27 protein-coding genes are annotated in these 24280 nt (G+C 70.3%); 16 read left to right on the top strand and 11 right to left on the bottom strand.

What is annotated here, in order from left to right; genetic code table 11:
- Positions 1-166 precede the first annotated feature (166 nt).
- A complete protein-coding gene (locus RTA_RS03345) occupies positions 167-640 on the top strand; it encodes a phasin family protein (RefSeq protein ID WP_013899964.1) in 474 nt (157 codons plus the stop codon).
- The gene (locus tag RTA_RS03340; protein WP_318532693.1) at positions 574-1362 is read left to right on the top strand and encodes a TraX family protein; all 789 of its coding nucleotides are present in this window, start codon (positions 574-576) and stop codon (positions 1360-1362) included. The genes RTA_RS03345 and RTA_RS03340 overlap by 67 nt, the downstream gene beginning before the upstream one ends.
- Before the next feature lie 531 nt (positions 1363-1893).
- On the opposite strand, the gene RTA_RS03335 is transcribed toward RTA_RS03340, so the two are convergent.
- Positions 1894-3336 carry a DHA2 family efflux MFS transporter permease subunit gene (locus RTA_RS03335; protein WP_013899962.1) on the bottom strand — a complete coding sequence of 481 codons (1443 nt, stop codon included), beginning with the start codon at positions 3334-3336 and terminating at the stop codon, positions 1894-1896.
- A gap of 191 nt (positions 3337-3527) precedes the next feature.
- On the opposite strand from RTA_RS03335, the gene RTA_RS03330 reads away from it, so the two are divergent.
- The gene (locus tag RTA_RS03330) at positions 3528-3764 is read left to right on the top strand and encodes a hypothetical protein (protein ID WP_013899961.1); all 237 of its coding nucleotides are present in this window, start codon (positions 3528-3530) and stop codon (positions 3762-3764) included.
- A 133-nt stretch (positions 3765-3897) separates the two neighbouring features.
- Entirely contained in the window at positions 3898-4185 is a 288-nt protein-coding gene (locus tag RTA_RS03325) for a hypothetical protein (protein ID WP_226986111.1), read from the top strand.
- Here RTA_RS03325 and RTA_RS03320 read toward each other — a convergent pair.
- On the bottom strand, positions 4151-4912 hold the full coding sequence (locus RTA_RS03320; protein ID WP_049871211.1) for a S1 family peptidase: 762 nt from the start codon (positions 4910-4912) through the stop codon (positions 4151-4153). The two genes, RTA_RS03325 and RTA_RS03320, sit on opposite strands and share 35 nt — an antisense overlap.
- 171 nt (positions 4913-5083) lie before the next feature.
- Between RTA_RS03320 and RTA_RS03315 the strand changes: the two genes are divergently transcribed.
- Both RTA_RS03315 and RTA_RS03310 read left to right on the top strand, forming a co-directional pair.
- The gene (locus tag RTA_RS03315) at positions 5084-6043 is read left to right on the top strand and encodes a recombination-associated protein RdgC (protein WP_226986106.1); all 960 of its coding nucleotides are present in this window, start codon (positions 5084-5086) and stop codon (positions 6041-6043) included.
- A 37-nt stretch (positions 6044-6080) separates the two neighbouring features.
- Positions 6081-7154: an alpha/beta fold hydrolase gene (locus RTA_RS03310; RefSeq protein WP_013899958.1), complete on the top strand. Its 1074-nt coding sequence runs from the start codon at positions 6081-6083 to the stop codon at positions 7152-7154.
- Between the two features lie 56 nt (positions 7155-7210).
- Here the strand turns inward: RTA_RS03310 and RTA_RS03305 are convergent, their stop codons facing one another.
- The gene (locus RTA_RS03305) at positions 7211-8272 is read right to left on the bottom strand and encodes an alpha/beta hydrolase (RefSeq protein WP_013899957.1); all 1062 of its coding nucleotides are present in this window, start codon (positions 8270-8272) and stop codon (positions 7211-7213) included.
- 237 nt (positions 8273-8509) lie between these two features.
- On the opposite strand from RTA_RS03305, the gene RTA_RS03300 reads away from it, so the two are divergent.
- Together RTA_RS03300 and RTA_RS03295 are read left to right on the top strand one after the other, a co-directional pair.
- Positions 8510-8845, top strand: a complete 336-nt coding sequence (locus tag RTA_RS03300; RefSeq protein WP_013899956.1) for a hypothetical protein — start codon at positions 8510-8512, stop codon at positions 8843-8845.
- A gap of 1 nt (position 8846) precedes the next feature.
- The gene (locus tag RTA_RS03295; RefSeq protein ID WP_041675005.1) at positions 8847-9188 is read left to right on the top strand and encodes a hypothetical protein; all 342 of its coding nucleotides are present in this window, start codon (positions 8847-8849) and stop codon (positions 9186-9188) included.
- Positions 9189-9220: 32 nt separating this feature from the next.
- Here RTA_RS03295 and RTA_RS03290 read toward each other — a convergent pair whose 3' ends face one another.
- Positions 9221-9763, bottom strand: coding sequence for a DUF4334 domain-containing protein (locus tag RTA_RS03290; protein ID WP_013899955.1), 543 nt, complete (start codon positions 9761-9763; stop codon positions 9221-9223).
- A 33-nt stretch (positions 9764-9796) separates the two neighbouring features.
- Positions 9797-10141 (bottom strand): four-helix bundle copper-binding protein, encoded by a 345-nt coding sequence (locus tag RTA_RS03285; RefSeq protein ID WP_013899954.1) that lies wholly within the window; start codon positions 10139-10141, stop codon positions 9797-9799.
- A 194-nt stretch (positions 10142-10335) separates the two neighbouring features.
- Here RTA_RS03285 and RTA_RS03280 point away from each other — a divergent pair, with 194 nt between their 5' ends.
- The 3 genes from RTA_RS03280 (at position 10336) to glsA (ending at position 12971) form a co-directional block, all read left to right on the top strand.
- Positions 10336-10728 (top strand): TraR/DksA family transcriptional regulator, encoded by a 393-nt coding sequence (locus tag RTA_RS03280; protein WP_041675004.1) that lies wholly within the window; start codon positions 10336-10338, stop codon positions 10726-10728.
- 91 nt (positions 10729-10819) lie between these two features.
- Positions 10820-11935 carry an MFS transporter gene (locus RTA_RS03275; RefSeq protein WP_013899952.1) on the top strand — a complete coding sequence of 372 codons (1116 nt, stop codon included), beginning with the start codon at positions 10820-10822 and terminating at the stop codon, positions 11933-11935.
- Between the two features lie 103 nt (positions 11936-12038).
- Positions 12039-12971, top strand: a complete 933-nt coding sequence (glsA, locus tag RTA_RS03270; protein WP_041676011.1) for a glutaminase A — start codon at positions 12039-12041, stop codon at positions 12969-12971.
- A 16-nt stretch (positions 12972-12987) separates the two neighbouring features.
- Here the strand turns inward: glsA and RTA_RS03265 are convergent, their stop codons facing one another.
- Positions 12988-14154 (bottom strand): mandelate racemase/muconate lactonizing enzyme family protein, encoded by a 1167-nt coding sequence (locus RTA_RS03265; RefSeq protein ID WP_041676009.1) that lies wholly within the window; start codon positions 14152-14154, stop codon positions 12988-12990.
- 211 nt (positions 14155-14365) lie between these two features.
- Between RTA_RS03265 and RTA_RS03260 the strand changes: the two genes are divergently transcribed.
- The 4 genes from RTA_RS03260 (at position 14366) to RTA_RS03245 (ending at position 17640) form a co-directional block, all read left to right on the top strand.
- Entirely contained in the window at positions 14366-15364 is a 999-nt protein-coding gene (locus RTA_RS03260) for a catalase family peroxidase (protein WP_013899949.1), read from the top strand.
- A 27-nt stretch (positions 15365-15391) separates the two neighbouring features.
- A complete protein-coding gene (locus RTA_RS03255; RefSeq protein WP_013899948.1) occupies positions 15392-16048 on the top strand; it encodes a cupredoxin domain-containing protein in 657 nt (218 codons plus the stop codon).
- Positions 16049-16177: 129 nt separating this feature from the next.
- Complete coding sequence (locus RTA_RS03250) at positions 16178-17245, top strand: thioredoxin family protein (protein ID WP_049871210.1); 1068 nt, start codon at positions 16178-16180, stop codon at positions 17243-17245.
- Between the two features lie 134 nt (positions 17246-17379).
- Positions 17380-17640 (top strand): hypothetical protein, encoded by a 261-nt coding sequence (locus RTA_RS03245; RefSeq protein WP_013899946.1) that lies wholly within the window; start codon positions 17380-17382, stop codon positions 17638-17640.
- Position 17641: 1 nt separating this feature from the next.
- On the opposite strand, the gene RTA_RS03240 is transcribed toward RTA_RS03245, so the two are convergent.
- The 5 genes from RTA_RS03240 to RTA_RS20070 all read right to left on the bottom strand — a co-directional run bounded on the left by RTA_RS03240 (position 17642) and on the right by RTA_RS20070 (position 23264).
- Positions 17642-18601 (bottom strand): hypothetical protein, encoded by a 960-nt coding sequence (locus tag RTA_RS03240; protein WP_041675002.1) that lies wholly within the window; start codon positions 18599-18601, stop codon positions 17642-17644.
- A 41-nt stretch (positions 18602-18642) separates the two neighbouring features.
- Positions 18643-19764 carry a YsnF/AvaK domain-containing protein gene (locus RTA_RS03235; protein WP_013899944.1) on the bottom strand — a complete coding sequence of 374 codons (1122 nt, stop codon included), beginning with the start codon at positions 19762-19764 and terminating at the stop codon, positions 18643-18645.
- 216 nt (positions 19765-19980) lie between these two features.
- Positions 19981-20517, bottom strand: coding sequence for a nucleotidyltransferase family protein (locus RTA_RS03230; RefSeq protein WP_013899943.1), 537 nt, complete (start codon positions 20515-20517; stop codon positions 19981-19983).
- The gene (locus RTA_RS19625; RefSeq protein WP_013899942.1) at positions 20514-21221 is read right to left on the bottom strand and encodes a hypothetical protein; all 708 of its coding nucleotides are present in this window, start codon (positions 21219-21221) and stop codon (positions 20514-20516) included. Before RTA_RS19625 ends, RTA_RS03230 begins: the two co-directional genes overlap by 4 nt.
- A gap of 72 nt (positions 21222-21293) precedes the next feature.
- Complete coding sequence (locus RTA_RS20070; protein ID WP_013899941.1) at positions 21294-23264, bottom strand: universal stress protein; 1971 nt, start codon at positions 23262-23264, stop codon at positions 21294-21296.
- Between the two features lie 320 nt (positions 23265-23584).
- Here RTA_RS20070 and RTA_RS03210 point away from each other — a divergent pair, with 320 nt between their 5' ends.
- Positions 23585-24277, top strand: a complete 693-nt coding sequence (locus tag RTA_RS03210; protein WP_264362255.1) for a gluconate 2-dehydrogenase subunit 3 family protein — start codon at positions 23585-23587, stop codon at positions 24275-24277.
- Positions 24278-24280: the final 3 nt, after the last annotated feature.

Here is a 24280-nt window from a genome sequence, read left to right as displayed (position 1 = left end):
GCGGTACCGCCACACGCCAAGGTGTGGCGGATTGGCAGCATCCCCATGGCGCACGCAAGATTACGAAACAGCGTATTGCCGAGATCCTTTGCACGGCGGGCCGGCCTACAGTCGGCCCGCGGCGACGTCACGCCGTGCATTACCACCCCTTCTTGAGGAGACTCGCATGACGGCCAAGACCACGACCACGACACGGAGCAACACCCCCGACGGCGACGCCGGGGCCAAGGACATGGCGGGCGCCACCCGCCAGCCGCTGGCGGCCATCGCCCAGACCTCGGCCACGATGCTGCGGGCCGTCGGCGCCTGGCACCAGGTGAACCTGCAGATGCTCGAGCGCGCCGCCGTGGGCCAGCAGCAGGCAGCCGAGCGCCTGCGCCAGGCCAGCAGCCCCGCCGAGGTGGCGACCGTGCAGTCCGGCCTGGTGATGGCGGGCGTGGGCGAGTCCATGCAGTACCTGCAGGACCTGATGAACGCCTCGCTGCGCATCCAGGGCGAGCTGATGGCCAGCGCCAACCCGCAGCAGGGCGGCGCCGGCGTGGCCAATCCGATGACGGCGCCGCTGGTGCAGGCCTGGCAGTCCATGTTCACCGCACCGCTCAACAACGGCGCGACATCGACGACGATGCAGGCGCACTGAACGCGTCCGCCGCACCCGGCGCTCGCCGCGAGACCGGCGCGCCGCTGGGGTTCACCGACGGCCAGCTCGAGGCCCTCAAGTGGGTCGGGCTGGCCTCCATGTTCGTGGACCATTTCGGCCGCCACCTGCTGGGGCACAGCCAGGAAGGTTGGGTGTTCGCGTTCGGCCGGATCGCCTTTCCGCTGTTCGCGCTGGTGCTGGGCCTGAACCTGGCACGGGCCGGCGACCGCCGGGCCCGGGCCGAGCGCAGCACGCGCCGCCTGTCCGTGTGGTGCGCCATCTCGGTGCTGCCCTCGGTGCTGGCGCGCGGCGAGCCGGCCCTGGTCAACGTGCTGGGCACGCTGGCGCTGGGCGCGGCCTTGTGCTGGGTGCTGGAAAGCACCGCTTCCACGGCGTGGCGCCTGGTGGCCTGTCTCGCCATCGCGGCGTTCTCGTATCCGGTGGAATTCGGGCTGGCGGGCGTGTTCCTGGTGCCGGCCGCCTACCTCTGCGCCACCCGGCGGCAGCCGGACGCCGCGCTGCTGGCCGCGGTGCTGGTCCTGCTGGTGGCCTGGCAGAACGCCAGCTTCGGCGGCTGGCCGGCCTGGTGGGGAACGCTGGCCGGCCTGGCGATCGCCTGGGGCGTGCGCCGGCTGCCGCTCTCGCTGCCACGGTGGCAGCCCCTGTTCTACGTCACCTACCCGGCGCACCTGCTGCTGATCGGGCTGCTGAAGGTGACGTGAGCCCCGGGCCCCTTGCTCACTCGGCCGGATCGATGGTGATGGCCTGCTTGTAGGGGGGTAGGAGCCCCTCGCCTCCCCCCCTTCTCCCCCCCGCCCCTCTTCGCCCCCCGCCGGGGCGAAGAGGGGAGCCTGGATTTGCCCGCGCGCGCCGACTACGGGCTACAAGGGAGAGGTTGCGGTACAGGGTTGGCGCACCACGGCGCGAACCTGCTGTTGGACGCGCTTCGACGCCGACAGGCGCGGAGCCGCTGGCCGCGCCAAGCGCTGGCCAGGACGAGACAGCCTTCGTGCCTCGGCACGAGCCAGCCGCGCTTGCGCGCTGGCTCGCGGCTCCCTGCACGGGCGGCAGCCATCACTAGGACTGCAGCGCCCGCGCCGTGGCGCGCCGCGGAGGTAGCGACGGCGGCCTGTAGTGGCGTAGCCGGCGCGACGAAACCAAATCAAAGCTCCCCTCTTCGCCCCGGCGGGGGCGAAGAGGGGCGGGGGGGAGAAGGGGGGGAATAGCAGCGGTCGCGCGCAGCGCAGGGGCCCTCAGGCCACAGGCGTCGCCGGCGCAGCCATGGGAGCAGCCGGCGTGCGCAGCCACCAGCTGCCCAGCGCACCGGCCAGCAGCGCGAAGCCGGCGCCCAGGGCGAAGGCGAGCCGGTAGCCGGCATTGAGCGCCTCCACCGGCGACACGCCCGCGGCCTGCAGGCCCGCCGTGCGCCCGGCGGCCAGGCTGGCCAGCACCGCCAGGCCCAGCGCGCCGCCCATCATGAAGGCGGTGTTGACCACGCCCGAGGCCAGGCCCGAATCCTCGGGGGCGACGTCGCTCATCGCGGCCAGCAGCATGGGGTTGAAGGCGATGCCCGCGCCTATGCCCAGCAGCACCATGCCGGGCAGCACGTGCAGCACGAAGCTGCCGCCCACCGGCGCCAGCGCGAACAGCGCCAGCCCGAGCGCACCCAGCATCAGGCCGCCGGCCATGGGCAGGCGCAAGCCGAAGCGCATGACGATGCGCGCCGAGATGCCCAGCGACAGCACCGCCATGATCAGGTTGGCCGGCAGGAAGGCCAGGCCCACCTGCATCGGGCTCCAGCCCAGCACCAGCTGCATGTACAGCGCCGACATGAAGAACCAGGCGAACATGGCGGCGGCCCACAGCACGCCCGCGGCGTTGGCGGTGGCGACGTTGCGGTGCCGGAACAGCCCCAGGGGCATCAGCGGCACGGCCACGCGCGACTCGATCACGATGAAGGCCGCCAGCAGCGCCGCGGCGGCCGCCAGCAGGCCCAGCGTGCGGGCCGAGGTCCAGCCGGCCTCGTTGCCGCCCACCACGGCGTACACGGCCAGCATCAGCGCGCCGGTGATGCTGGCGGCGCCGCCCCAGTCCAGCCGCCGGTTCCCCGCCGGCTTGCTGCCGCGCGGAATCAGGGCCAGGCACAGCCCCGCCACCGCGATGCCGATGGGCAGGTTGACCAGGAACACCCAATGCCAGCTCAGCGTGCCGGTCAGGAAGCCGCCTAGCAGCACGCCCAGGCTGCCGCCGCCGGCGCAGACGAAGCCGTAGACGCCCATGGCGCGGGCCCGATCGGCCGGTTCCGTGAACAGGTTCATGATCAGCGACAGTGCGACGGCCGAGACCACCGCGCCGCCCAGCCCCTGCACCGCCCGGGCCACCACCAGCAGGCCCTGCGTCTGCGCCAGGCCGCAGCCCAGCGAGGCCAGCGTGAACAGCGCGATGCCGGCCAGGAACACCCGGCGGTGGCCGTACAGGTCGCCCAGCCGGCCGCCCAGCAGCAGGAAGCCGCCGAAGGTCAGCATGTAGGCGTTGACCACCCAGACCAGGCCGGTCTCGGAAAAGCCCAGGTCGGCGCGGATGGACGGCAGGGCCACGTTCACGATGGTGGTGTCCAGCACGATCATCAGCACGCCCAGGCACAGCACGAGCAGCGCCCACCAGCGCCGGCGGGCTTCGGTTTGTCGACTTGTCATCAGGTTCCTCCAGGAGTCGGTTGCGGGTGGCGTCAGGCGCCTCCTCTACGACGAACGGGCCGGCCCGGGATCGACACGCGCGCCGAGCCCCGGCGGGCCGAAGCCGCATCGTGCAGGGCCGCTAAAGGCCCACGCCGGCAAGGCGACCCTGCCCGGCCTCATACTCCGTCCCTTCAAACGAAAGGCTGAGTATGAAGTACTGGATGGAAGAACTGGCGCTGGTCGAGGCGGCCGCGCAACGGATCCAGGCGCAAGAAGACGCAGCCGAACGCCGGTTCGACGAGGTGCACGCCCGCGCGGAGGCCACCGGCGATCACGCTCGCGCCCTGGCCACGCAGGAGTTCGCCTGCTGGATGGCGGCGCGCCACGACACCGACGCCGCCTGGGGCCGCTGGGCCGAGGTGATGAACGCCCGGCCGGCCGCCTAGCCGCGCCTGTACAATGCAGCGCTCGGGCATGCGCCATCCGGCCGCCAGCCCCTGCCTACGCAGACCCCGAGCCTCCGAGCGAGGACGTGACCCGGCTCTGCACGCCCAGCGAACGCGCTGGCTTCCCTTCCTGATGGGCGCGCCCGCGATGGCCGGCGCCGCCTTCACCATCACCACAACAATGAACCCATCTTCCAGCCTCACCGTGGGCAAGTACCTCGTGTCCCCCCTCACCAAGCCGATGGCCAACGGCTGGTACGCCTGTTCCGTCTCCATCCGCTCCGGCTCCGGCCGCGGCACCACCGACCGCGTGCTGCGGCTGACCCGGCTGTTCCTGTCGCCGATGGCCGCCGCCGAGTACGCGGTGGCCGAAGGGCTGCAGTGGATCAGGTCGGCCGGGCGCCCGCTCCAGGCGGCGTAAGGGCGGCGTCCTCCGTCAGCGTCAGCAGGATGTCGGCGTACCAGGCGCAGTTCAGCCCCAGCGACTCGTCCTGCACCCGGTCGCGCGTGGCCATGTCCATGCGCGAGGAGTGCACGCCCAGCAGCCGCCAGCCGAGCGCCCCGGCGACCCGCGGATCGCGCATCACGACCGCGCCGCCGCTGGAGCCGCGGTGCGCCCGGGCATCCGTCAGGAACAGCCCCTGGCCCTGGAAGCGCACGCCGAACGCCGAGGCCACGGCCGCCTGCCGCACCACCGGCAGATGGTGGACGGTGTCGTAGAACCCCAGCGGATAGCCCACCAGCAGCAGGGGCTGGCCGACCTCCACGCCTTCCAGGCTGCCCAGCAGGTGGGCCGGCGTGAACGGCCGCAGCACCACCCCGGGCGGCAGGGCGTGGCGCTGCAGCTCGATCACCGCCACGTCGATCGCGCCCGAGGCGTCGCGCCCTTGCCGCCACACCGCCCGCCCGCCGTCGTACAGCAGCAGCGACTGGACGGCCACCTGGGCCAGGCGGGTCTCGCTGGTGTGCAGGGTGATCTCGATGCGGTCGGGCTCGTGGCCGCTGGGCGGGTCGCTGAGCACGTGCCGGCTGGTCACCACGAACAGGCGCGTGTCCCGCTCGAACAGGAAGCCGGAGGCAGCGGTCAGCGGCTGCGGCCCCTGGAAGGTGGCCACCCGGACGGTGCTCAGCAGAAGGGCGTCGATCAAGCGGTCTCTGGTGGCGGACGCAAGCCGTCCGGCCGCATCGTCCCACATGCGGCGCGCGGCGCCCACCGAAATCCCGCCACCCAATTGAAACGGCTTGCTGCAGGCGCGGCCGCGTCGTGCCGACGAGGCAGAATGCGAGCCCTTCGGCCACCTCATCCATTTGCAGTACCCATGCCCCTGTTCAAGAACATCGTCGTCTATCGCATCGGCCCCGACTGGCAGGCGCCCGACCTGGACACGCTGGAGGAGGCGCTGCGGCGCCAGGCCTTCGCGCCCTGCCAGCCGACGCAGCCGCTGTCGGCCGGCTGGGTGGCGCCGCGCGGCCAGGAGCACGGCGCCCTAGCGGAAAGCGTGGACGGCCAGTGGATCCTGAAGCTGGCCGTGGAGCGCAAGACCGTGCCCGGCGGCGCGGTGCGCACCGAGCTGGAGGCGCGCTGCAAGGCCCTCGAGGCCGAGCGCGGCCGCAAGCCCGGGCGCAAGGAGAAGGCCGAGATCAAGGAGGAGATCGTGCTCACCCTGCTGCCGCGCGCCTTCAGCAAGCGCGCCGCGCACATGGTCTGGCTGGACGCGCAGCAGCGCACCCTGGTGGTGGCCGCCGGCAGCATGAAGGCGGCCGAGCCCGTGATCAAGCAGCTGGCGGATCTGATGGCCGAGCTCGGCCACGTGCTGCCGCTGGCGCCGCTGTCCACCAGCCTGGCGCCCGCCACGGCCATGGGCGAATGGCTCACCGCCCGCCAGGCCCCGGCCGGTTTCACCATCGAGCGCGACCTGGAACTCAAGAAGGCCGGCGAGGAGAAGTCGGTGGTGCGCTACGCCCGCCATACCCTGGAGCTGGACGAGATCGGCCAGCACATCCAGGAAGGCAAGCTGCCCACCCAGCTGGCGCTGACCTGGAACGACAAGGTGTCCTTCGTGCTGACCGAGCAGCTGGGCATCCGCAAGATCGACATCCGCGACGTGGAGCAGGCTCCCAAGGGCGAGGACGGCTTCGACGCCGACGTGGCCATCGCCACCGGCGAGCTGTCGCTGCTGCTGCCCGAGCTGCTGGAGTCGATGGGCGGCGAGCTCACGCCCGGCAGCGAGTTTGCTCTGCGTAAGACAGGAACTACAAGCGCGCAAGTGCCGGCCTGACCCGTGAAGGCTTGCGACGGCTGAATGATGCGGCCGGATGCAAGCGCACGACACCCTGGATCCTGCCCGGCCGCACGGGCAGCCTTCGACCACCACCATCACGCTGCTGGGCCTGGCAGCCGCGTCCACCGCCACCGCGACGTGGGTCGCATGGCGGGCGCGCCGCGCCGAGCGCCAGCATCCGCCGGCCGGCCGCTTCATGCACATCGCCGGCGTGCGGCTGCACTACGTCGAGCGCGGCCAGGGCGAGCCCATCGTCCTGCTGCACGGCAACATGGTCACGCACGCCGACTTCGAGGCCAGCGGCCTGATCGACCAGCTCGCGCAGCACCACCGCGTCATCGCCTTCGACCGGCCCGGCTTCGGGCACAGCAGCCGCCCGCGCGACCGCCGCTGGACCGCCAGCGCCCAGGCCGATGTGCTGAGCCGTGCGCTGCAGGCGCTGGAGGTGGAACGCGCCGTGGTGCTGGGCCACTCGATCGGCACCCTGGTGGCCCTGGCATTGGCGCTGGACCATCCCGGCCGGGTGGCCGGCCTGGTGCTGGTGGGCGGCTACTACTACCCCACCCTGCGCTGGGACGCCCTGCTCACCGCGCCGGCCGCCCTGCCGGTGCTGGGCGACGTGATGCGCTACACCTCCACCGCGCTGACCGCCCGCGCCGGCCTGGGCGCGGCGGTGCGCGCCATGTTCGCCCCCGACCCCGCGCCGCCCGGCTACCAGGCGGTGGTGCCGCGCGAACTGATGCTGCGGCCGTCGCAGCTGCGCGCCGATGCGGAGGATGCCGCCTGCATGCGGGGCGACGCGCGTCGGCTGAGCCGGCGCTACGCCGAGATCACGGTGCCGGTGACGCTGGTGGCCGGCGAGGACGACAAGGTGGTCGACCTGCAGGCGCACTCGTCCCGCCTGCACCGCGAGCTGCCGCAATCCCGGATGTTCGCCGTCCCGCGCACCGGGCACATGGCACACCATTCCGCCCGGGACCTGATCGTGCGCGCGCTGACGGGCGCCCTGCAAAGCGCCGTCTCGCTGCGGCCCGCGCAGGCGGCCGTGCCGCCGGCGGCGGCGCCGGCCGCCACACCGCAGCAGCCGGCGCGCGTGGACAACGCCTGAACGGGCACCGGACGAAGCGCCGCCGGGGCGCCTGGCGCTCTACGCCCCGGGGGCACTCAGCCCATGGCTGCCGCGGTCGCGAAATCCCGCTGCAGCCGCTGCGCGGCGTAGGCCTGCGCTTCGCGCGCCTTCTGCAGCACGGCAGCCGCGCCGAAGAACTCGTGCGTCACGCCTTCGTACTCGCGCCGCTCCACCGGCACGCCGGCGCGCTGCAGCGCATCCTCCAGCTTGGCGCCGTCGCTGCGCAGCGGGTCGATGCGGGCGTTGATGATGGTCACCGGCGGCAGGCCCTCGAGCCTGGCGTCGACCAGGTTGATGCGCGGGTCCTTCAGGTCCTCGGGCGAGCGCGCCACGTGGTCCATGAACCACTGCATCATGGCGCGGTTGAGCGGCTTGGCGATGGCGTTCTCGAGGTAGGACTCGGTGTTCAGGCTGTTCTGGGCGATCGGGTAGACCGACAGCACGTGGCAGGGCGGCGGCAGCCCGGCATCGCGTGCCGCGATCGCCGTGGCCACGGCCAGGTTGCCGCCGGCGCTCTCGCCGGCCAGCGCGATGCGGTTCGGGTCGGCACCCAGCGACTGCGCGTTGGCCAGGGTCCAGCGGTAGGCGGCCAAGGCGTCGTCCCACTGCGCGGGGAACTTGTGCTCGGGCGCCTGGCGGTAATCGATGGAAACGACGACGGCCTGCGCCTGCTTGGACAGGCCGCGCGCGCCACCGTCGTACACGTCCTTGTCGGCGATGACCCACCCGCCGCCATGGAAGTACAGGACGACGGGGAACGGGCCGTTGCCCTCGGGCGTGTAGATGCGCGCGGGGATCTGCCCGGCCGCGCCGTCGATCAGGGTGTCCTGGCTGCGCACGCCGGGCACCAGGTCCTCCGGGCGCGTGCTGCGGCCCTGCTGGCGCAGCAGTTCCATCACGCCATCCGTCGGCGTGGGTTGTCGCCGCGCCTCTTCGGGGCTGAGCTTCTCGATGGCCTTGGGTCCCAGCGACTCCCAGGCCTTGGCCAGGGCCTGCATGTCGTCGTCGGCCCGGATCGCGGCCACGGCGTGCGAGACGGCGTTGATGATGGGGTTGGGCTGGCCGTCGTCGGACCGGTCGTTGTCGTACTTGCTCATCGAGGCTCCTGTGGAAGTGGGAAGAGAACGCCTTGCGGCACGGAATGACCGGGGAGTCTGCGCAACCTTCGAAATCGGCGATGCGGGACGCGTACGCTTTTACATCTGTTGGTTGCGGTAACGCGTGCCGGGCTGGCTGATCGGAAATGGGCGTCGGCTGCGAAGGCGCCCTTTCCTACGTTTGCTCCCGAGGAGCTGTGAAAGCATGTCCATCTCACACCCATCGGGAGCCGTCCGATGAAGGACGAAGGACAAGAGAAGCTGGACCACGCCTACGAAGGGCTGGAGCGCGAGACGCCCGACCGGGTGGCGCGGGCGATCCGCTGGATGCGCAATCCCAAGGCGAAGTGGGTGCGGCTTCCACTGGGTCTGCTGCTCATCGCCGGCGGCTTCTTCGGCTTCCTGCCCGTGCTCGGCTTCGAGTTCATCCCCCTGGGCCTGCTGCTGGTCGCGCAGGACCTGCCTTTCCTGCGCGAGCCGGTGGCCGACATGACGCTGTGGCTGGAAGCCAAGTGGGTGGCGCTGCGCAAGCGCTGGCAGCACAGGCGCGAGCGCAGCCACTCGCATCGCTGACATGGGCAGACCACGCCAGGCCGTCGTCGCCGCGCTCCTGGCCGCCTCGGCCTGGGCGTCGGCGCAACTCGCGCCCGACCCTCCGGCGCGTGCCGGTCCGGGCGCGCCCGGCATGCCGCCGGCCACGGACCCGGGCATGGTGAAAAGGCCGCCGGACAACGTGGCCCCGAAGCTCATCGACCGCGCGCCGGGCAATGTCGATCCCGGGATGGTGACCAGGCCGCCGGCCGATGCCGGCACCGATCCCGCCCCGGCAGACCGCCGGGCCACGCCGGGGAACAGGTCCAGGGAAGACGACTGCAGGGGCCGTGCGGACCTGTGCAAGCAGGACTCCGCGCGTTGATGTCGTGACGGCGCTGGCGACGCGGCACGTGCTCAGCCCGGCCGCTCCCGCCGCAGGACGAAGAAGAACGGCTGCTCCATGCCTTTCAGATCCATGAGGCCGAGCACCGTGTCGCGGTCGATCTGGCGGAACACGTCGAGGATGGGAACGCTGTCGTAGACCATGGTCGCGGTCAGGCAGCCGCGGTGCCGTGTCATCCGCAGGCGGGCGCGTGACCGGCGCGTGGCGAGGAGCGGCAGCAGCGCCTGGACCAGCCGGCCGACCGGCCTGGCCTTCAGCAGCGGCAGGCGCATCGCCAAGGGGATGCCCGGGCCCACCCATGCGGGATTGACGTTGATCTTCGTGCCGCCCGGCCCGCGGAACACCAGCGGGTGCACCTCGTCCGCGCTGTCGAAGCGCTTGCCGTGCCAGTGGCACGCCTCCAGCACGCCATCCAGCGGGTGGCCGCTGGGGAAGCCCTCGCCCGCCCAGGCCCCGGCCATGAAGTCCAGTTCCACGGCCCTCAAGGCATCGAAAAACGCCAGGGCTTCCTCGGTCGTTGCGCCTGCAGCGCCGGGCGCTTCAACGGACGGCATGACAAAGGCCCCGCCGCGCGCCGGACCCGGCAACTAGGCCGCGCCGGCCATCTGCTCGCAGGCCTGCGCGCAGCGCCGGCAGGCCTCGGCGCACTGCAGGCAGTGGTCCATGTCGTGCCTCGCGCATTCCTCGCCGCAGGCGCGGCAGACCTGCGCGCACAGGCGGCACATGTCCGGCGCGAAATCGCTGCCGCCGGCCATCAGGGCGACCGACACCTGGCACACCTGCGCGCAGTCCATGTCCAGCGCGATGCAGCGCGCCATCATCTTGACGTCGGGCTCCTGCAGGCAGGCAGCCGCGCAGTGCTGGCAGGCGACGGCGCAGGCATTGCAGGCGGCGATGCAGTCGAGGTAGCGGTCCAGTGGATCGAGTGCCATCGGGGGTCTCCATGGAACGGTGGAAGTGGCAACACCACTATCGCGTCCGCGCCGGCGGCCGTCTGCACGCGGTTCGTGACGCCGCCCGTAGGCCGGTGCCGACGTCCGGATGGCGCCGGGTGAACTACCGCCGGCGCCACGGAACTCCTAAGGTAGGCAGGTGGCCCGGGCGTACGGGCTCTTTGGAGCAAGCGTTGGAAGATCTGAACGATGAGCAACGGACCCAGCTGGAGCGGGCCCTCTCGCAACGCGAAGTCGAGCTGCTGGACGCGATCGGCCGGCTGCGCGCCGCCATCGCCTCGCCGGCCGCCGGCATGGGCCCCGAGGTGCGCGACTCCGTGGAGGACGGCGACGCCCGCATGATGTCCACGCTGGACCTGACCCAGCTCGGCCGGCAGGAGCAGGAGCTGGGCGAGGTGCAGCAGGCGCGCCAGCGCATGCGTGACGGCCGCTACGGCCTGTGCGAGGAATGCGAGGAGCCCATCCCCTTCGCGCGGCTGCAGGTGCGGCCCGCGGCGCGCTTCTGCCTCAGGCACGAGGAGGCCTGGGAGAAGGCCAACCCGCAGCCTGTGCCGGCCACCAGCTGACGGGCCTGGCCTGCTGTTTCCTCCCCCTTCCGCTGCCTCGCTGACCCAACGCCAGCGCATCTTCGCGTTCGCCCAGGTCACACTGGCCACCGTGCTGGGATTCGCCGCCACCGACCTGGTGCTGCCGGCCATCCCCGACCTGCCGGCGGCGCTGCAGGGCACGCCCGCGCAGGCCCAGCACGTGCTGGCCGCGTTCGCCGCCGGCTTCGCGGCCGGGCTGCTGCTGTTCGGCGAACTGGCCGCGCGCTGGAGCCAGCGCGCCGTGCTGGGCGTGGCCCTGCTGCTGCTGGCGGCCTGCTCCCTTGCCGCGGCGGCGGCCGATTCGCTGCCGCGGCTGGTGGCCCTGCGCTTCGTTCAAGGCACGGCGGCGTCGGCCGCCGCGGCCCTGGCGCCCGGGATCATCCGTACCGTGTTCGACGAACGCCAGGCCCTGCGCGCGATAGGCCTGCAGGGCAGCATCGAATCGCTGGTCCCGGCGCTGGCGCCGATCGCGGGCGCCTGGCTGCTGGCCGCCGGCTCCTGGCGCACCTCGTTCCTGGTGCTGGGCGTGCTCGCGCTGGCCACCGCCGTGCCGGTGGCCCTGCTGCCCGGACAGGCCTTCCCGCCCGCCGGCGCCGCCCGCCACGGCGGCTACCTGCGGCTGCTGCGCCGGCGCGAGCTGGTGCGCCACGGCCTGGGCCAGGCCTTCACGCTGGGCGGGCTGCTGATCCTCGTGTTCGGCGCGCCGGCGGTGCTGGTGGGCGCCTGGGGCGGGCCGCTGTCGGATTTCATCCGGCTGCAGATCCTGGGCGTGGCCTCGTTCATCGCCGCCGTTCAGCTGTCCGGCCCGCTGTGCCGGCGGCACGGCGTGGAAGCCGTGGTCCTGGCCGGCAGCCTGCTTTCGGCCGCGGGCTGCTGCGCCCTGCTGGCCTACGCGCTGGCCGGCGGGCGCGACGCGCTGGCGGTGGCGCTGCTGTTCATCCCGGTGAACCTGGGCCTGGGCCTGCGCGGCCCGCCGGGCTTCCTGCTCGCCATCGTCGCGGCCCAGGGGGACGACTCGCGCGCGGCGGCCCTGGTGGTGCTGGCCACCCTGCTGACCACCGCCCTGGGCACGGTGGCCGTGGCGCCTTGGATTGCCCGGGGCCTGGTGCCGCTGGCGGCGGTGGCCGCGGCGATCTCGCTGGCCTCGGTAGCGGTGCTGCGGGGGCTGGCGAGCCGACGACCCTAGCGCAGCCAGCTCGGCCATGCCTGCGCGCAGGAAAAGCGGTGCCGCCCGTATGATGGGGCACCATGCCCGACAGCAGCTCAGCACGGCCTGGTCCCACCCCCGCATGAACACCGACGACGCCACCGCCGACCTGCAGGCGCTGCACCAGCGCTACCGCGGGCTGCGCGAGGGCCGGGTGGCCGGCTACATCCCCGAGCTGGCCAAGGCCGACCCCGAGGCGTTCGCCATCGCCATGGTGGGCGTGGACGGCCGTGTCGTGCAGGTGGGCGACAGCGAGGCCCGGTTCACGCTGCAGTCCATGTCCAAGCCCCTGGCCTACGGCCTGGCCCTGCAGCAGCTGGGACGCGAGGCGGTGCACCGCAAGGTGGGCGTGGAGCCCACCGGCGAGGCCTTCAACTCCATCGTCGAGCTCGAGGAGGAGGTGCACCGGCCCTACAACCCCATGATCAACTCCGGCGCGATCACCATCGCCGCCCTGCTCCACGAGGCGGCCCCCGGTCAGGCGGCTACGCGGCTGATGCACATGGTGCAGGCCTACCTGGGCCGGCCGGTCACGGCCGACGAGCCCACGCTGCGCTCGGAGCTGGCCACCGGCCACCGCAACCGTGCCATCGCCCACCTGCTGCACCACTACGGCGTGATCGGCCCGGACATCCAGGCCGTGCTGCAGCTGTACTCGCTGCAGTGCTCCCTGCAGGTCGGCACGCTGGACCTGGCGCTGGTGGCGGCGACCCTGGCCCACCGCGGCGTGCAGCCCCTGACCGGCCGGCAGGTGCTGGCGCCGGCCCTGGTGCGCGACATGCTCAGCCTGATGTTCACCTGCGGCATGTACGACACCGCCGGCGAATGGGCCTATACCGTGGGCCTGCCGGCCAAGAGCGGCGTGAGCGGCGGCATCCTGGCCGTGGTGCCCGGCCGCATGGGCCTGGCCGTTTACTCGCCGCGGCTGGACGCCCACGGCCACAGCGTGCGCGGCATGGCGGTGCTCAAGGCGCTGGCCGCGCAGTGGCGGCTCAGCCTGTTCGGCACCGGCTGAAGGCGCCCGCCCGCGCCTACTCCGCCAGCGCGCGCATCTCGCGGATCAGGTCGGCCTTGCCCTCGAAGCCGATGCCCGGCAGCTCGGGCAGCACCACGTGGCTGCCCTCCACCCGCACGCCGTCTGGGAAGCCGCCGTAGGGCTGGAACAGGTCGGGATAGGACTCGTTGCCGCCCAGGCCCAGGCCGGCCGCGATGGCCAGCGACATCTGGTGGCCGCCGTGCGGGATGCAGCGCGCCGGCGACCAGCCGTGCTGGCGCAGCATGTCCAGGGTGCGCAGGTACTCGACCAGGCCGTAGCTCAGGGCGCAGTCGAACTGCAGCCAGTCGCGGTCGGGGCGCATGCCGCCGTAGCGGACCAGGTTGCGCGCGTCCTGCATGGAGAACAGGTTCTCGCCGGTCGCCATGGGGTTGGCGTAGTAGTTGCGCAGGGTGGCCTGCAGCTCGTAGTCCAGCGGGTCGCCCGCCTCCTCGTACCAGAACAGGTCGTAGCGTGACAGCGCCTTGGCATAGGCGATGGCCGTGTCCAGGTCGAAGCGGCCGTTGGCGTCCACGGCCAGCCGGCAGCCGGCCGGCAGCATGGACAGCACGGACTCGATGCGGCGCTGGTCCTCGGGCAAGGACGCGCCGCCGATCTTCATCTTGACCACCGTGTAGCCGCGGTCCAGGTACTTGCGCATCTCGTCCTTGAGCTGCGTGTCGTCCTTGCCCGGGTAGTAGTAGCCGCCGGCCGCGTAGACGAACACCCTGCGGTCGGGCGTGCCGTTGCCGTAGCGCTCGGCCAGCAGCTGGTACAGCGGCTTGTCCTCGATCTTGGCGATCGCGTCCCAGACCGCCATGTCGATGGTGCCGATGGCGACCGAGCGCTCGCCATGGCCGCCGGGCTTCTCGTTCCTGAACATGCAGGCCCAGACCTTGTGCGCATCGAGGTTGGCGCCGCCGTCGTCGAGCAAAGAGCCGGGTTCGGCCTCCATCAGGCGCGGGATGAAGCGCTCGCGCATCAGCTGGCCCTGGCCGTAGCGGCCGTTGGAGTTGAAGCCGTAGCCCACCACCCGCCGGCCATGGCGGACCACGTCGGTCACCACCGCCACCAGGCTCAGCGTCATCTTGCTGAAGTCGATGTAGGCGTTGCGGATGGGGGAGGCGATGGGAACGGTTTTTTCGCGGACTTCGAGGATTTTCATGAAGGAAGGCAGTTCACGGGGAGCCGAGATCATCGCGCAAGCCCATGGCAGGGGCATCCATTGCCTCTGATTTCAGCAAGCTTGCTGCAGGCTTACGTCCCACCAAGGAACTAATAGGCATACCCACCACCTTTGAAACTAGTTGTAATCAACTCAACAGTATGGGAGCCGACCAAGCAGTACCACCCTCTCGGGTGTAACAGGAGATAGCATGAAAAAGATTCGTGGCTGCCATGCGTTGACGCTGGCGTGTGTTGCCATCGCAGGAGGGGCGAATGCCCAGGTGGACGGGCCGGACACCAACGAGCGCCTGGTGAACGTGATGGAAAAGCTGGCCGGCGGGCCGCACAAGGGCCACCGGGCCAACCACGCCAAGGGCATCGTGGTGCGCGGCGTGTTCGTGCCGACGGCGGCGGCGGCGGCTTTGAGCAAGGCCCCCCACTTCAACAAGGGGTCGGTCCCGGTCACGGCGCGCTTTTCCAACAGCACCGGCGTGCCCAGCATGCCCGACGCCGACGGCAACGCCAGTCCTCGCGGCATCGCACTGCGCTTCCACTACACCGAGCGTGCCTACACGGACATCGTGAGCATCTCGTACAACGGCTTCCCGTCGGCCACGCCGGAGCAGTTCCTGGACTTCCTGAACGCCGTGGCCCGCAGCGGCCCCAAGGCGGCCAAGCCCACGCCTATCGAGCGCTACCTGGCCGCCCATCCCAAGGCCAGGCAGTTCGTCACCACGCCCAAGCCCATGCCGGTGAGCTTCGCCCGCCAGTCGTTCTACGGCGTCAATGCCTTCCGCTTCATCAACGCCCAGGGGGACAAGCGGTACATCCGCTACCAGATCCTGCCGGTCGAGGGCGAGCAGTTCATTGCCGACAGGGACGCCGCGCGCCTGCCGGCCAACCACCTGTTCGACGAGCTGCGGGCGCGCCTGCCCCGCGAGGCTGCGCAGTTCCGCCTGGTGGCGCAGCTGGCGCAACCCGCCGACCCGATCAATGACGGCAGCCAGGTCTGGCCCACCAGCCGGGAGACCGTCGACCTGGGCCGCATCGTCCTGACCACGGTGGTGGAGGACAGCGCGGGCGCGGAGCGGCGGCTGCAGTTCAACCCGCTGATCCTGACGGAAGGCATCGAACCCTCCGACGACCCCATTCTCCTGGCACGGCCCGAGGCTTATACCTACAGCATCGAACGCCGCAGCCAGCCCTGAGCCGCGTTTCAACCCGAGGACATCCCGATGAACAAGACACTTGCCATGCTGGCAGGCACCGCCCTGCTGTGCGTGCACGGCTGGGGCATGGCCCGCACCCTCTCCGTGAACGTCGTCGACAAGGACGGCAAGCCCGTGCCCGACGCGGTGGTGGTGGTCACCACCACGGCCAGGGGCCAGCCGCGCCAGGAGCTGCCCGCTTCCGCCACCGTCAGCCAGGCCAGGATGCGCTTCGTACCGGCGGTGACCATCGTGCCGGTCGGCGCCCGGGTGAATTTCGTCAACGACGATGCATTCGACCACCACGTGCGCGGCGTCCCGGCGGGTGCCGCGCAATTCACCGCCAAGGACACGGACGGCTTCGTGCTGCGCCTGGACGGCAAGGTGGCGGGCAAGCCGGCTTCGGCCGAGCAGGTGGCGATGACCAAGGCGGGACCTTTGGCGCTGAGCTGCCACATCCACCAGTCCATGCGCGGCCATGTGTACGTGACCGACTCGCCCTGGACCAGGCTGACCCAGGCGGACGGCAAGGCGACCTTCGACGACCTGCCCGCGGGAGCCGCCCAGGTGCGGGTCTGGTCCGCCGACCAGCTGTTCGACCTGCCGCCGCAGGCCGTGGCGGCAGGCAGCGAGCCGCAGCAGCTGACGGTGCGCCTGACGGCGAGCATGAGGCCGCGGCGCTAAGACCTGCTTCTCGAGGATGCCCGTGCATTGATCAGGACGGGACGGCTGGCCTGCCCCGATGCCGGCATCGGGGTACTTGATGTCGTGCGGGGTCCGGCCTATCGTGGACATCCCTCGTTCCTGGAGGCGATGACCATGACCCTTAGTCCTGCCGCGACCCCCGGCAACATTCCGCGCCGCACCCTGGCCGTGGCCGCTGCCGCGTGCGTCCTGTGGAGCCCTTCCCGGCTGCATGCGGCACGCGCCATGCCCTCCCTGGACGGGGCGGTCGGGTGGCTGAACTCGAGTCCGCTCACTGCCCAGGCGCTGCGCGGCAAGGTGGTGCTGGTCGACTTCTGGACCTACTCGTGCATCAACTGGCAGCGCACGCTGCCCCACGTGCGCGCATGGGCCGACAGGTACCAGGACCGCGGGCTGGTCGTCATCGGCGTGCACACGCCGGAGTTCAGCTTCGAGAAGGACGTCGACCGGGTTCGGCAGGCGGCGGCGCAATTCAGGATCGATTACCCCATCGCGGTGGACAGCAGGCGCGCGGTCTGGGATGCGTTCGGCAACAGGTACTGGCCGGCGCTCTACTTCGTCGATGCGCGGGGGAGGATCCGCCACCATCACTTCGGGGAGGGGGACTTCGAACGCTCCGAAAAGGTCATCCAGCAGCTCTTGATGGAAGCCGGGGCGAAGGACGTGCCGATGGATCCGGTCCGCGTGACCGGCACCGGCAGCCAGGCCCCAGCCGACTGGGCCCACCTGCGAACGCCGGAGACCTACGTCGGCCGCGACCGCGCGGCGAACTTCGCTTCTGCCGGGGGGATGGTGCTGGGCCGGACCGCGCGCTACGCGGCGCCCGACCGCTTGCGGCCGGACACCTGGGCACTCGCCGGCGACTGGACGGTCGGGCGCGAAGCGGCGCTGCTCGACGGGGCGCACGGACGCATCGTGCACAGCTTCCACGCCCGGGATGTCCATCTGGTGATGGGCCCTGCGGCGCCAGGCAAGCCCGTGCCGTTCCGGGTGCGGCTCGACGGGCAGCCGCCCGGGCCTGCCCACGGCGCCGACATCGATGCCCAGGGCCGGGGCGTGCTCGCCGAACACAGGCTCTACCAGCTGGTCCGGCAGCCTGGGCCGATCCATGACCGGGTCTTCGAAGTCGAGTTCGAGAAGCCGGGAATCGAGGCTTATGCGTTCACGTTCGGCTGACCGGCGCCTACGAGACCTTTCACAGGCGCTGGCTCAACGGCAGGCCGAAGTCCTACAGCAGAACTTGGCGCACCCGAAGCGGCAGCCCGGCGTCCGTGCGGAAGAATCGGCTCTCACCGTCATGGGAGCATCGCATGGCCGATGAAGCCGATCTCGCATTCGATTCTGAGCAGCGTTACCTGACGCAGGCCCTGGCCGCGCAGCGCCGCCGATCAGGCGCGCTGCAGCCCAGGGGGCTTTGCCACAACTGCGGCAACGAACAGGTTTTCGAAGAGCGCCTGTTCTGCGACAGCGACTGCGCCGCTGATTGGGAGTATCAGGACGCGTTGCGGCGCAAGCTGGGGTTGCGGAGGTCCTGGCCGGCCTCGGCGGCCGCCGCAGCGGCGGCCGCCTGACTTACCGTCGCTTCAACAGCAGGCCGACCAGCGCGCCGAGGCCCAGCAGCACCACGGCGGACGTCGCAGGGCGGGATGAAATCATGCCCCGCGCGCGGGATTGGACATCCAGCGGCTCCCGCCCCCAGGCGACCCCGTTGCCATCCGCATCGACGCTGACGTACGCCGTGTCGGGCGCCGGACGCCGACGCTGCAGCCAGACCGTTCTCAACAGCATGCCGACGCCGAGCACGGCGCCGATCCCGATCACGGGATGCGCCTGCACTTTCGCGCGTGCCAAGGTGCCGTACCCCTGCGAGCCGGCCAGCAAGCGCTGGCCTGCAAGCCGCATCTGCAGGGGCCAGGTACTGGCTTTGTGCCTCAACGTGGACGAGGTCGCCTTGGTGCCGGCCAGGCCCAGGCCGGCGGCCGCCCCCATCCGCCCCACCGCCTCCTGCCCGAGCGCGCCCAAACGCCGCATGCCGGCACCGGCTTCGTGCATCCAGCGCGTGGCGCGCCGGTCAGGAGAGTGGCTCACAACCGGGGGCGAAGGGGTATGCACAGGCACCTTGACCACGCGCACCTTCGGCGCGCGCCTGAACAACACCTTGCTGAGGATCACGCCGGCGCCCAGCGCCATGCCGGCGGACTGCAGCGGCCGGGCGCTGATCTGCCCGCCCAGCTTTTCTCCATACTGCCGCGCCTGGCCGCTGTATCTGGCCTGGGCGGTCGTCACGCTCTCGCCCGTCGAGTTCAGCTTCTGCTCCAGCTTGTCGATGGCCTGGTGCACCATGCCGGCGAAGCTGTGGATGCGCTCGCGCACAGCGGCCACCTTTGGCGCGAGCGCGTCAGCGCTCGCGGGTTCGTCGAGCATGGGCGCGGGCATGCCGCCGCCCTCTTCGGCAGCCAGGCCATTGGGCATGGACGGGATAAGGGACACGGCGGTGTCACCGCTCGTGGTTTTTACAGTCGTCTTAGGCATTACGGTTTCCTTCAGGAACAAAAAGTCGGGCAACCATCCGCTTACAGCGTCGGCTTGTCCGTGCCACCGCTCTTGCGCGTGGCCAGGGGAGACTCGTCCGCGGCCGCAGCACGCTCGCGCGCCGTGTCGCGGCCGGCCTGCCCGGCGACACGCTCGACCACCACGTCCTTGCGCCGCACGGTGTCTTCGACGACCTCTTCGCGCTCGCGCACTTCCTTGCCCACCACGACCTCTTCCACCACGCGGGCGGTCTTGGCGACCACGGGCTGTTCCACCATCTCGCGCACTTCCACCGCGCTTTCCCTGAAGTTCGACAGTTCCTCGCCGGTCGCAGGACGGTTGACGGCACGGCGCTCCACGACCGCGTGCTCCTCGCGCAGGCGGATCAGCTCGCGCACCGGCTTGGACGACACGCGCTGGACGACGCGCACGCCGCCGCGGTCCAGGGCGCGCTTGCCAACTTGAAGCTGTTCCTCCACGACGTCGAGCACCTTGTCCTGGCCATCGCTCCTTGCCACGTTCTGCTGGACTCCCAGCTGCGGCGGCTGCCAGCCTTCGGCGCGCCACTGCTTGGAGCGCTCGTCCACGTCCACCGCGCCCAGCTCATGCAGCAAGGCGGCAGCCTGGTCGGCTTGCGGCTCGTCCTGCACATCGACCACCACGACGGCACTGCCGCGCCGGACCGCTTCGTCGTAGGTGTAGGCATGCTCGGCATAAGGGTTCTGCTGCACCCGGCGATCTTCGGCATCGTCCATGCCGAACAGGCTGGCGAAAAAGCCTCGCCTTTTCATCGGCGCGTCGACCTCGCGCTGCTGCCCGGTCAACTCACTGCCCTGCTGATGCTGGAGATGAACGTCGTCGCGTTGGAAACCGGCTTGCACCAGCCGCTCGACCGCGCGCTGTGCGCTGGACGCGTCATCGAACGCACCGATGACGGTGTGAATGGATCCGTTGTCGCGCGACAGCCCGTCGTCGGTGGCGGCGGCTGTCCCTCCGGTCACCGCCCCCAGTCCTGCGCCGACGGCGGCACCCAGCGCCGCGCCCACCGGGCCGGTCACGCCCCCCACCGCCGCGCCTGCAGCCGCGCCGCCGGCCACACCGCCCGCGGCGGCTCCGACTGCTGCGCCAGCGCCAGTACCCTTCTTGATGTCACGATCTTCCATGGAGGTTCTCCTTCAAATGCCAATGGCACCCTTTGTCTCTCACTACATCGAGACTCCGGGCTGTTGCGAAACCGGGAGGGTAGGAGGACGCCCGAGTTCGCGCTGTGTGGTTTTGGCGCTTATGTCCGAGGGGAACGACCTACGGTGGTAGTCCATGTTCGACACAGCATCGGCAGTACTCGGGATGTTCAGCCTGGCGCGCCGAAGGCGTGCGGTCTATGACGGCTCCACCACCTTCAGCCACGGCCATCGCCCACGGTAGGAAGCCGCCTTCCGCCGGAACAAGAGCCGGTGGTCCGTCAGCGTGTTGGGCGTGAGGATGCCCTGGTAGAGCATGTCCAGGCCATGGGGCGCATACAGCTCGATGCCCTCGCGGGAATCGGACAGCCGGGGATAGGGATGGCCGAAGTGCTGCTCGTACCAGAGGTGCACGCGTGCCTGGTTGGTCGCCTCCACCACGATGCCCAGGTCCGACAGGACGCAGGAGACACGGTCCTGCACACGCACCTCTGCCGCCTCGCCCAGGTCCGAGTCGTCGAAGTAGAAGATGTCGTAGTCCTTGATGCCGGCCTCGGCCGGCCCACCGTCCAGCAGGTTCCAGACGGTCTGGAACAGGCAGCCCGCCACCAGCCACCCGTCCTGCAGCTCCAGCCGCTCCCATCGCGCAAGAATGGCCCGAACGTGGCGGTTCTGGAGCGCGTCGGCGATGAAGCGCTCGGGCGTGACCAGCCCCGGACCGGATGCAGGCTTCACGGGCCCAGGAACGCCGGCATCAGCTTTGCCGCCCGGTCCAGCAGCAGGTACTCGTCGTCCTCGATGTCGTGGCTGTCCAGGTCGAAGTGGCACAAGGTGCCGGCCAGCCGGCCCTGTCGCTCGCGGATGGGCACGCCGACATAACACCCCATCACGCCGCGGTACGGATGGCCGCTCAGGCGGGTGTCCGTCCCGGAATCCCGGGTGAGGAAAAGGCCGTCCCTCAGCACGAACTGGCAGAAGCTGTCCTTGAACGGGACGACCTTCAGGTCCAGGGGCTCCAGGTGGAGGTGCTTGTCCACTGCCGCGACGTTGTGCAGGAACTGCCCCTCCAGGCGGTACACCGCGGTGAATCGATGCGGCACCCGCCGGTTCAGGATGGCGAGCGCGCCCGGCAAGCCTTTGCGTGCCAGGCCCTTTTCCACTTCAGCCAGGCCGCTGGCCACCGCCGGGGGCAGCGCCACCTCGGCATCGGTCCCGAACAGCCCTTTCTCGACATCCTGGGAGAAAGGCCCGATCCAGGAGGTCGGGTCGTCCATCTCGTAGACCGTGGCGGCTCCCCGCCCGACCACGCGGACCTTGTAACCGGTGCCGGCCAGGGACCTGAACTTGCGCAGCTCGAACGCGGCCGGGTTGGCGCCGCTCCTTCGGATGACGAGCTCGAACTGTCGAGTCTCCAGCGGCGTGATGTCGGCGGGGATCATGAGCGGGCGAGTTTATCGGGTGATGCACCAAAGCAGCTTTCAGGATCGACCGGCTTCATCGGCGCCGAGGCGCTACGCGCTGGCCGGCGCCTTCGACGGCACCATCAGCACGTCGCAGCTCGCTTCGCGGAGCACCCACGAGGTGACGCTGCCGAGCAGCGTGTCTGCCACCAAGGCCTGGCCTTGCTTGCCGACTGCGATCAGGTCGGCCTTTTCCTCATCTGCTGCGGCCAGCAGTTCGAGCCGGGCGTCGCCCTGCCGAACCGAAGCGCTGGCCCGGGTGCCGCCTCCCAGCTGCGCCAGCAGCGCCTGGCACTGCTCCATGGCGCGCGCCCGGCTGCGGGCGCGGCAGGCCTCGATCTGCTGGTCGGCCGTGCCGGCCATGCGCAGCCAGCCTTCGAACGGCACGTCGAAACAGTGCACCAGGTGCAACGTCGCGTCGGGTGCCAGTCGCAGCGCCGCCTGCAACGCCTGCCTCGAAGCTTCCGAGAAGTCGACCGCGACCAGGACGCGGCAGTAGCCGCCGTCCGGCTCGCTGCGGACCACCAGCAACGGCCGGTGGGTGAGGCGCGACAGCCGGTCGGCGGTCGAGCCGAGCGCGAACTGGCGGACGGGGTGGCTGCCTTGCGCGCCAAGCACCACCACGTCTGCGCTGCTGGCGGCGGCGCTCAGTTCCTCCAGCGGCCGGCCGGTGCGAAGCAGCGTGTGCACTGGCAGCGAATGGTGCCGGGTCACCGTTTCGGCCAGCGCCGCCAGTTCCATCCTGCCCTGCTCCTCGACCCGCGCCTGCAGGTCGCTGCCAGCCACGAAGTCCCGCACCGCCAGGAATCCATCAGGCTCGACCACATGCACCAGGTTCAGCGCGGCCTGATGCGCCGCTGCAAGCTGGGCTGCCCGGCTGGTCGCCCACCGGGCTCCCAAAGAGAAATCGGTGGCGGCTAGCACGGTGCGAATCGGATCCATTGCGGTTCTCCAGGTGAAGCGATGCCGCGTAATGAGCTGGCCATGCTCTGGCTTAAGCGTCTGACTGCGCTCACCCGCGGATGTTCCGCGGACCCGTGTCGCCGACGCACCGGCTGCTGATGCCGTTGACCACGAAAGCTGAACGTTTGAAGAGCCTGCTGATCGCGCACCGGGCGATCCGGCCAGGCACCTGTCTCGATGGTCCGCGCGGTATCGGCCCGGGGGTTGGGAGGTGGCACGCACGAAGGCTTTGGTGAAGCTCGCCTGGCTGGAAAAACCACACACACGGGCAATCTCGGCCAGAGGCAGCCTGCTGTTGCAGAGCAAGGTCCTGGCGCGCTCCAGTCGTTGGGCGCTCACGTACTGCTGTGGCGATTCGCCGGTCGAAGTCTTAAAGCCGTGCGCGAAGCGGGACGGGCTCAGACAGGCAACCTTGGCAAGCTCAGCGACGCTGAGATCGTGGTCGAGATGGGCCGCAACATGTTCCCTCACCCGTGCAAGACGGCGTGCCTCCAGCCCGGACGCTTGCTGGATGGACATCCCATCGGGTTGCGCATCGGTGTGGTCGTGCAGAAGACGTGCCGCAAGACACAGGCTCAAGGGCTCGGTCAGCAGACGCGCCTCGCCGGACTGAGCCTGTAGCTCGGCGGAGATGACGCGGGCGATCTCCTCGAGCAGGGGATCGCCAAAAGGCGCATCACGCCGCAAGGTTGCGATGGCCATGCTGCACGGCCATGACCTCGGACACACGCACCGGAAGCGATCCCGAGTGAGATAGATGTGAAGGACTTGCGCCACCGCGCTTTCGAACTCGACGAAGTCTTCCCGGACGCCGGCGGGGGTGAGCCACATCGCCCCCGGCGCCGCGTCGATCCTCTGAGGCCGCGCGCCGTCCAATTGCCGGCGCACCGATGCGCTGCCCTGGAGCACGACGGTCAGTTCCGTCATGGTTGCCGCAAAAGACGCGATGCGGCCTGCAGGATGCTCGAGCAGCTCGGCGAGCAGGCCGGGCCAGTCCCGCTGTCCTGAGGAGGCCGTCACCCGGGCGTTCGGGTACTTGCGCACCTGCAGTGGTGTCATGACCTTTGGAGTCGTCGCGTTCTCCAGCGCGGGGCAGGCTGCGTGCCTAGCAGCTAAGGACAACTTTCCAGCAGGAACGGAAAACATCCCGCCAGTGACGCATGGAAAGCTTTGAATTTACCGACTGCGCCGAGTGCCCCCGCCACTGCGGCGGGCAAAGAGCCAGCTATGAATGCCTTCGGTATCCGGAACCGCCACTGCCGCGATCAGCGGTCCGCTCGCGGTTTAACAGGCATCAGGCATGCGCTGTCAGTTGTGAAAGGGAGTCCGGAGACCCGATGGAAAGAATACCGCGACGATCATTCCTCAAAGGCGTCGGTGTGGCCGCGACCGCGGTCGTTGTTCCCGGCTGTGAACGCCCGCCACCGCAAGCCGCAAATCCGCGCCCGCCGTACCTTTTTTTCAATGCGGAGGATGCCGCCTTCGTTGAAGCTGCCGTTGCCCGCCTGATTCCGGCGGATGACGCCGGGCCGGGCGCGCTCGAAGCAGAGGTTCCCGCTTACATCGACCGGCAGCTTGCGGGGGCGTGGGGCGCCGGAGGGCGGATGTACCGCAGCGGACCTTGGCTCGCTGGAACACCCGAGCAGGGTTACCAGCTGCCCTTCACGCCGGCGGAGCTTTTCAAGAATTCGCTTCGCGCGATTGCCGCTGACGTGGGCAAGTCGAACCGGGGCAAGCTGTCAAAGCTCGAGCCCCAGGAGCAGGATGCGTATCTGCGTTCGCTTGAGAACGAGCCGCGCGACCTGGGCGGCGTACCGTCGGACGTGTTCTTCCAGCTGCTGCTGGACATGACGGTCGAAGGCTTTTTTGCCGATCCCGTCTATGGCGGCAACAAGGACATGGTCGGCTGGAAGCTGGTCGGTTTTCCGGGTGCCTACGCCAACTACTACGAGTTCGTGGACCAGCACGGCATCCGTTTCACCCGCCCCCCGATGAGTCTCGGCCAGGACGCGGGCGGAACCGTCCACCTGCACCCGGTGAGCTCCCCGCCGGCCGCGGCGAAAGGAAGGTGACCC

This window comes from Ramlibacter tataouinensis TTB310 (assembly GCF_000215705.1).
GTDB lineage: Bacteria > Pseudomonadota > Gammaproteobacteria > Burkholderiales > Burkholderiaceae_C > Ramlibacter > Ramlibacter tataouinensis.
Note: the sequence above shows the minus strand (reverse complement) of the source record. Positions and strands in the feature narration are given on the sequence as shown.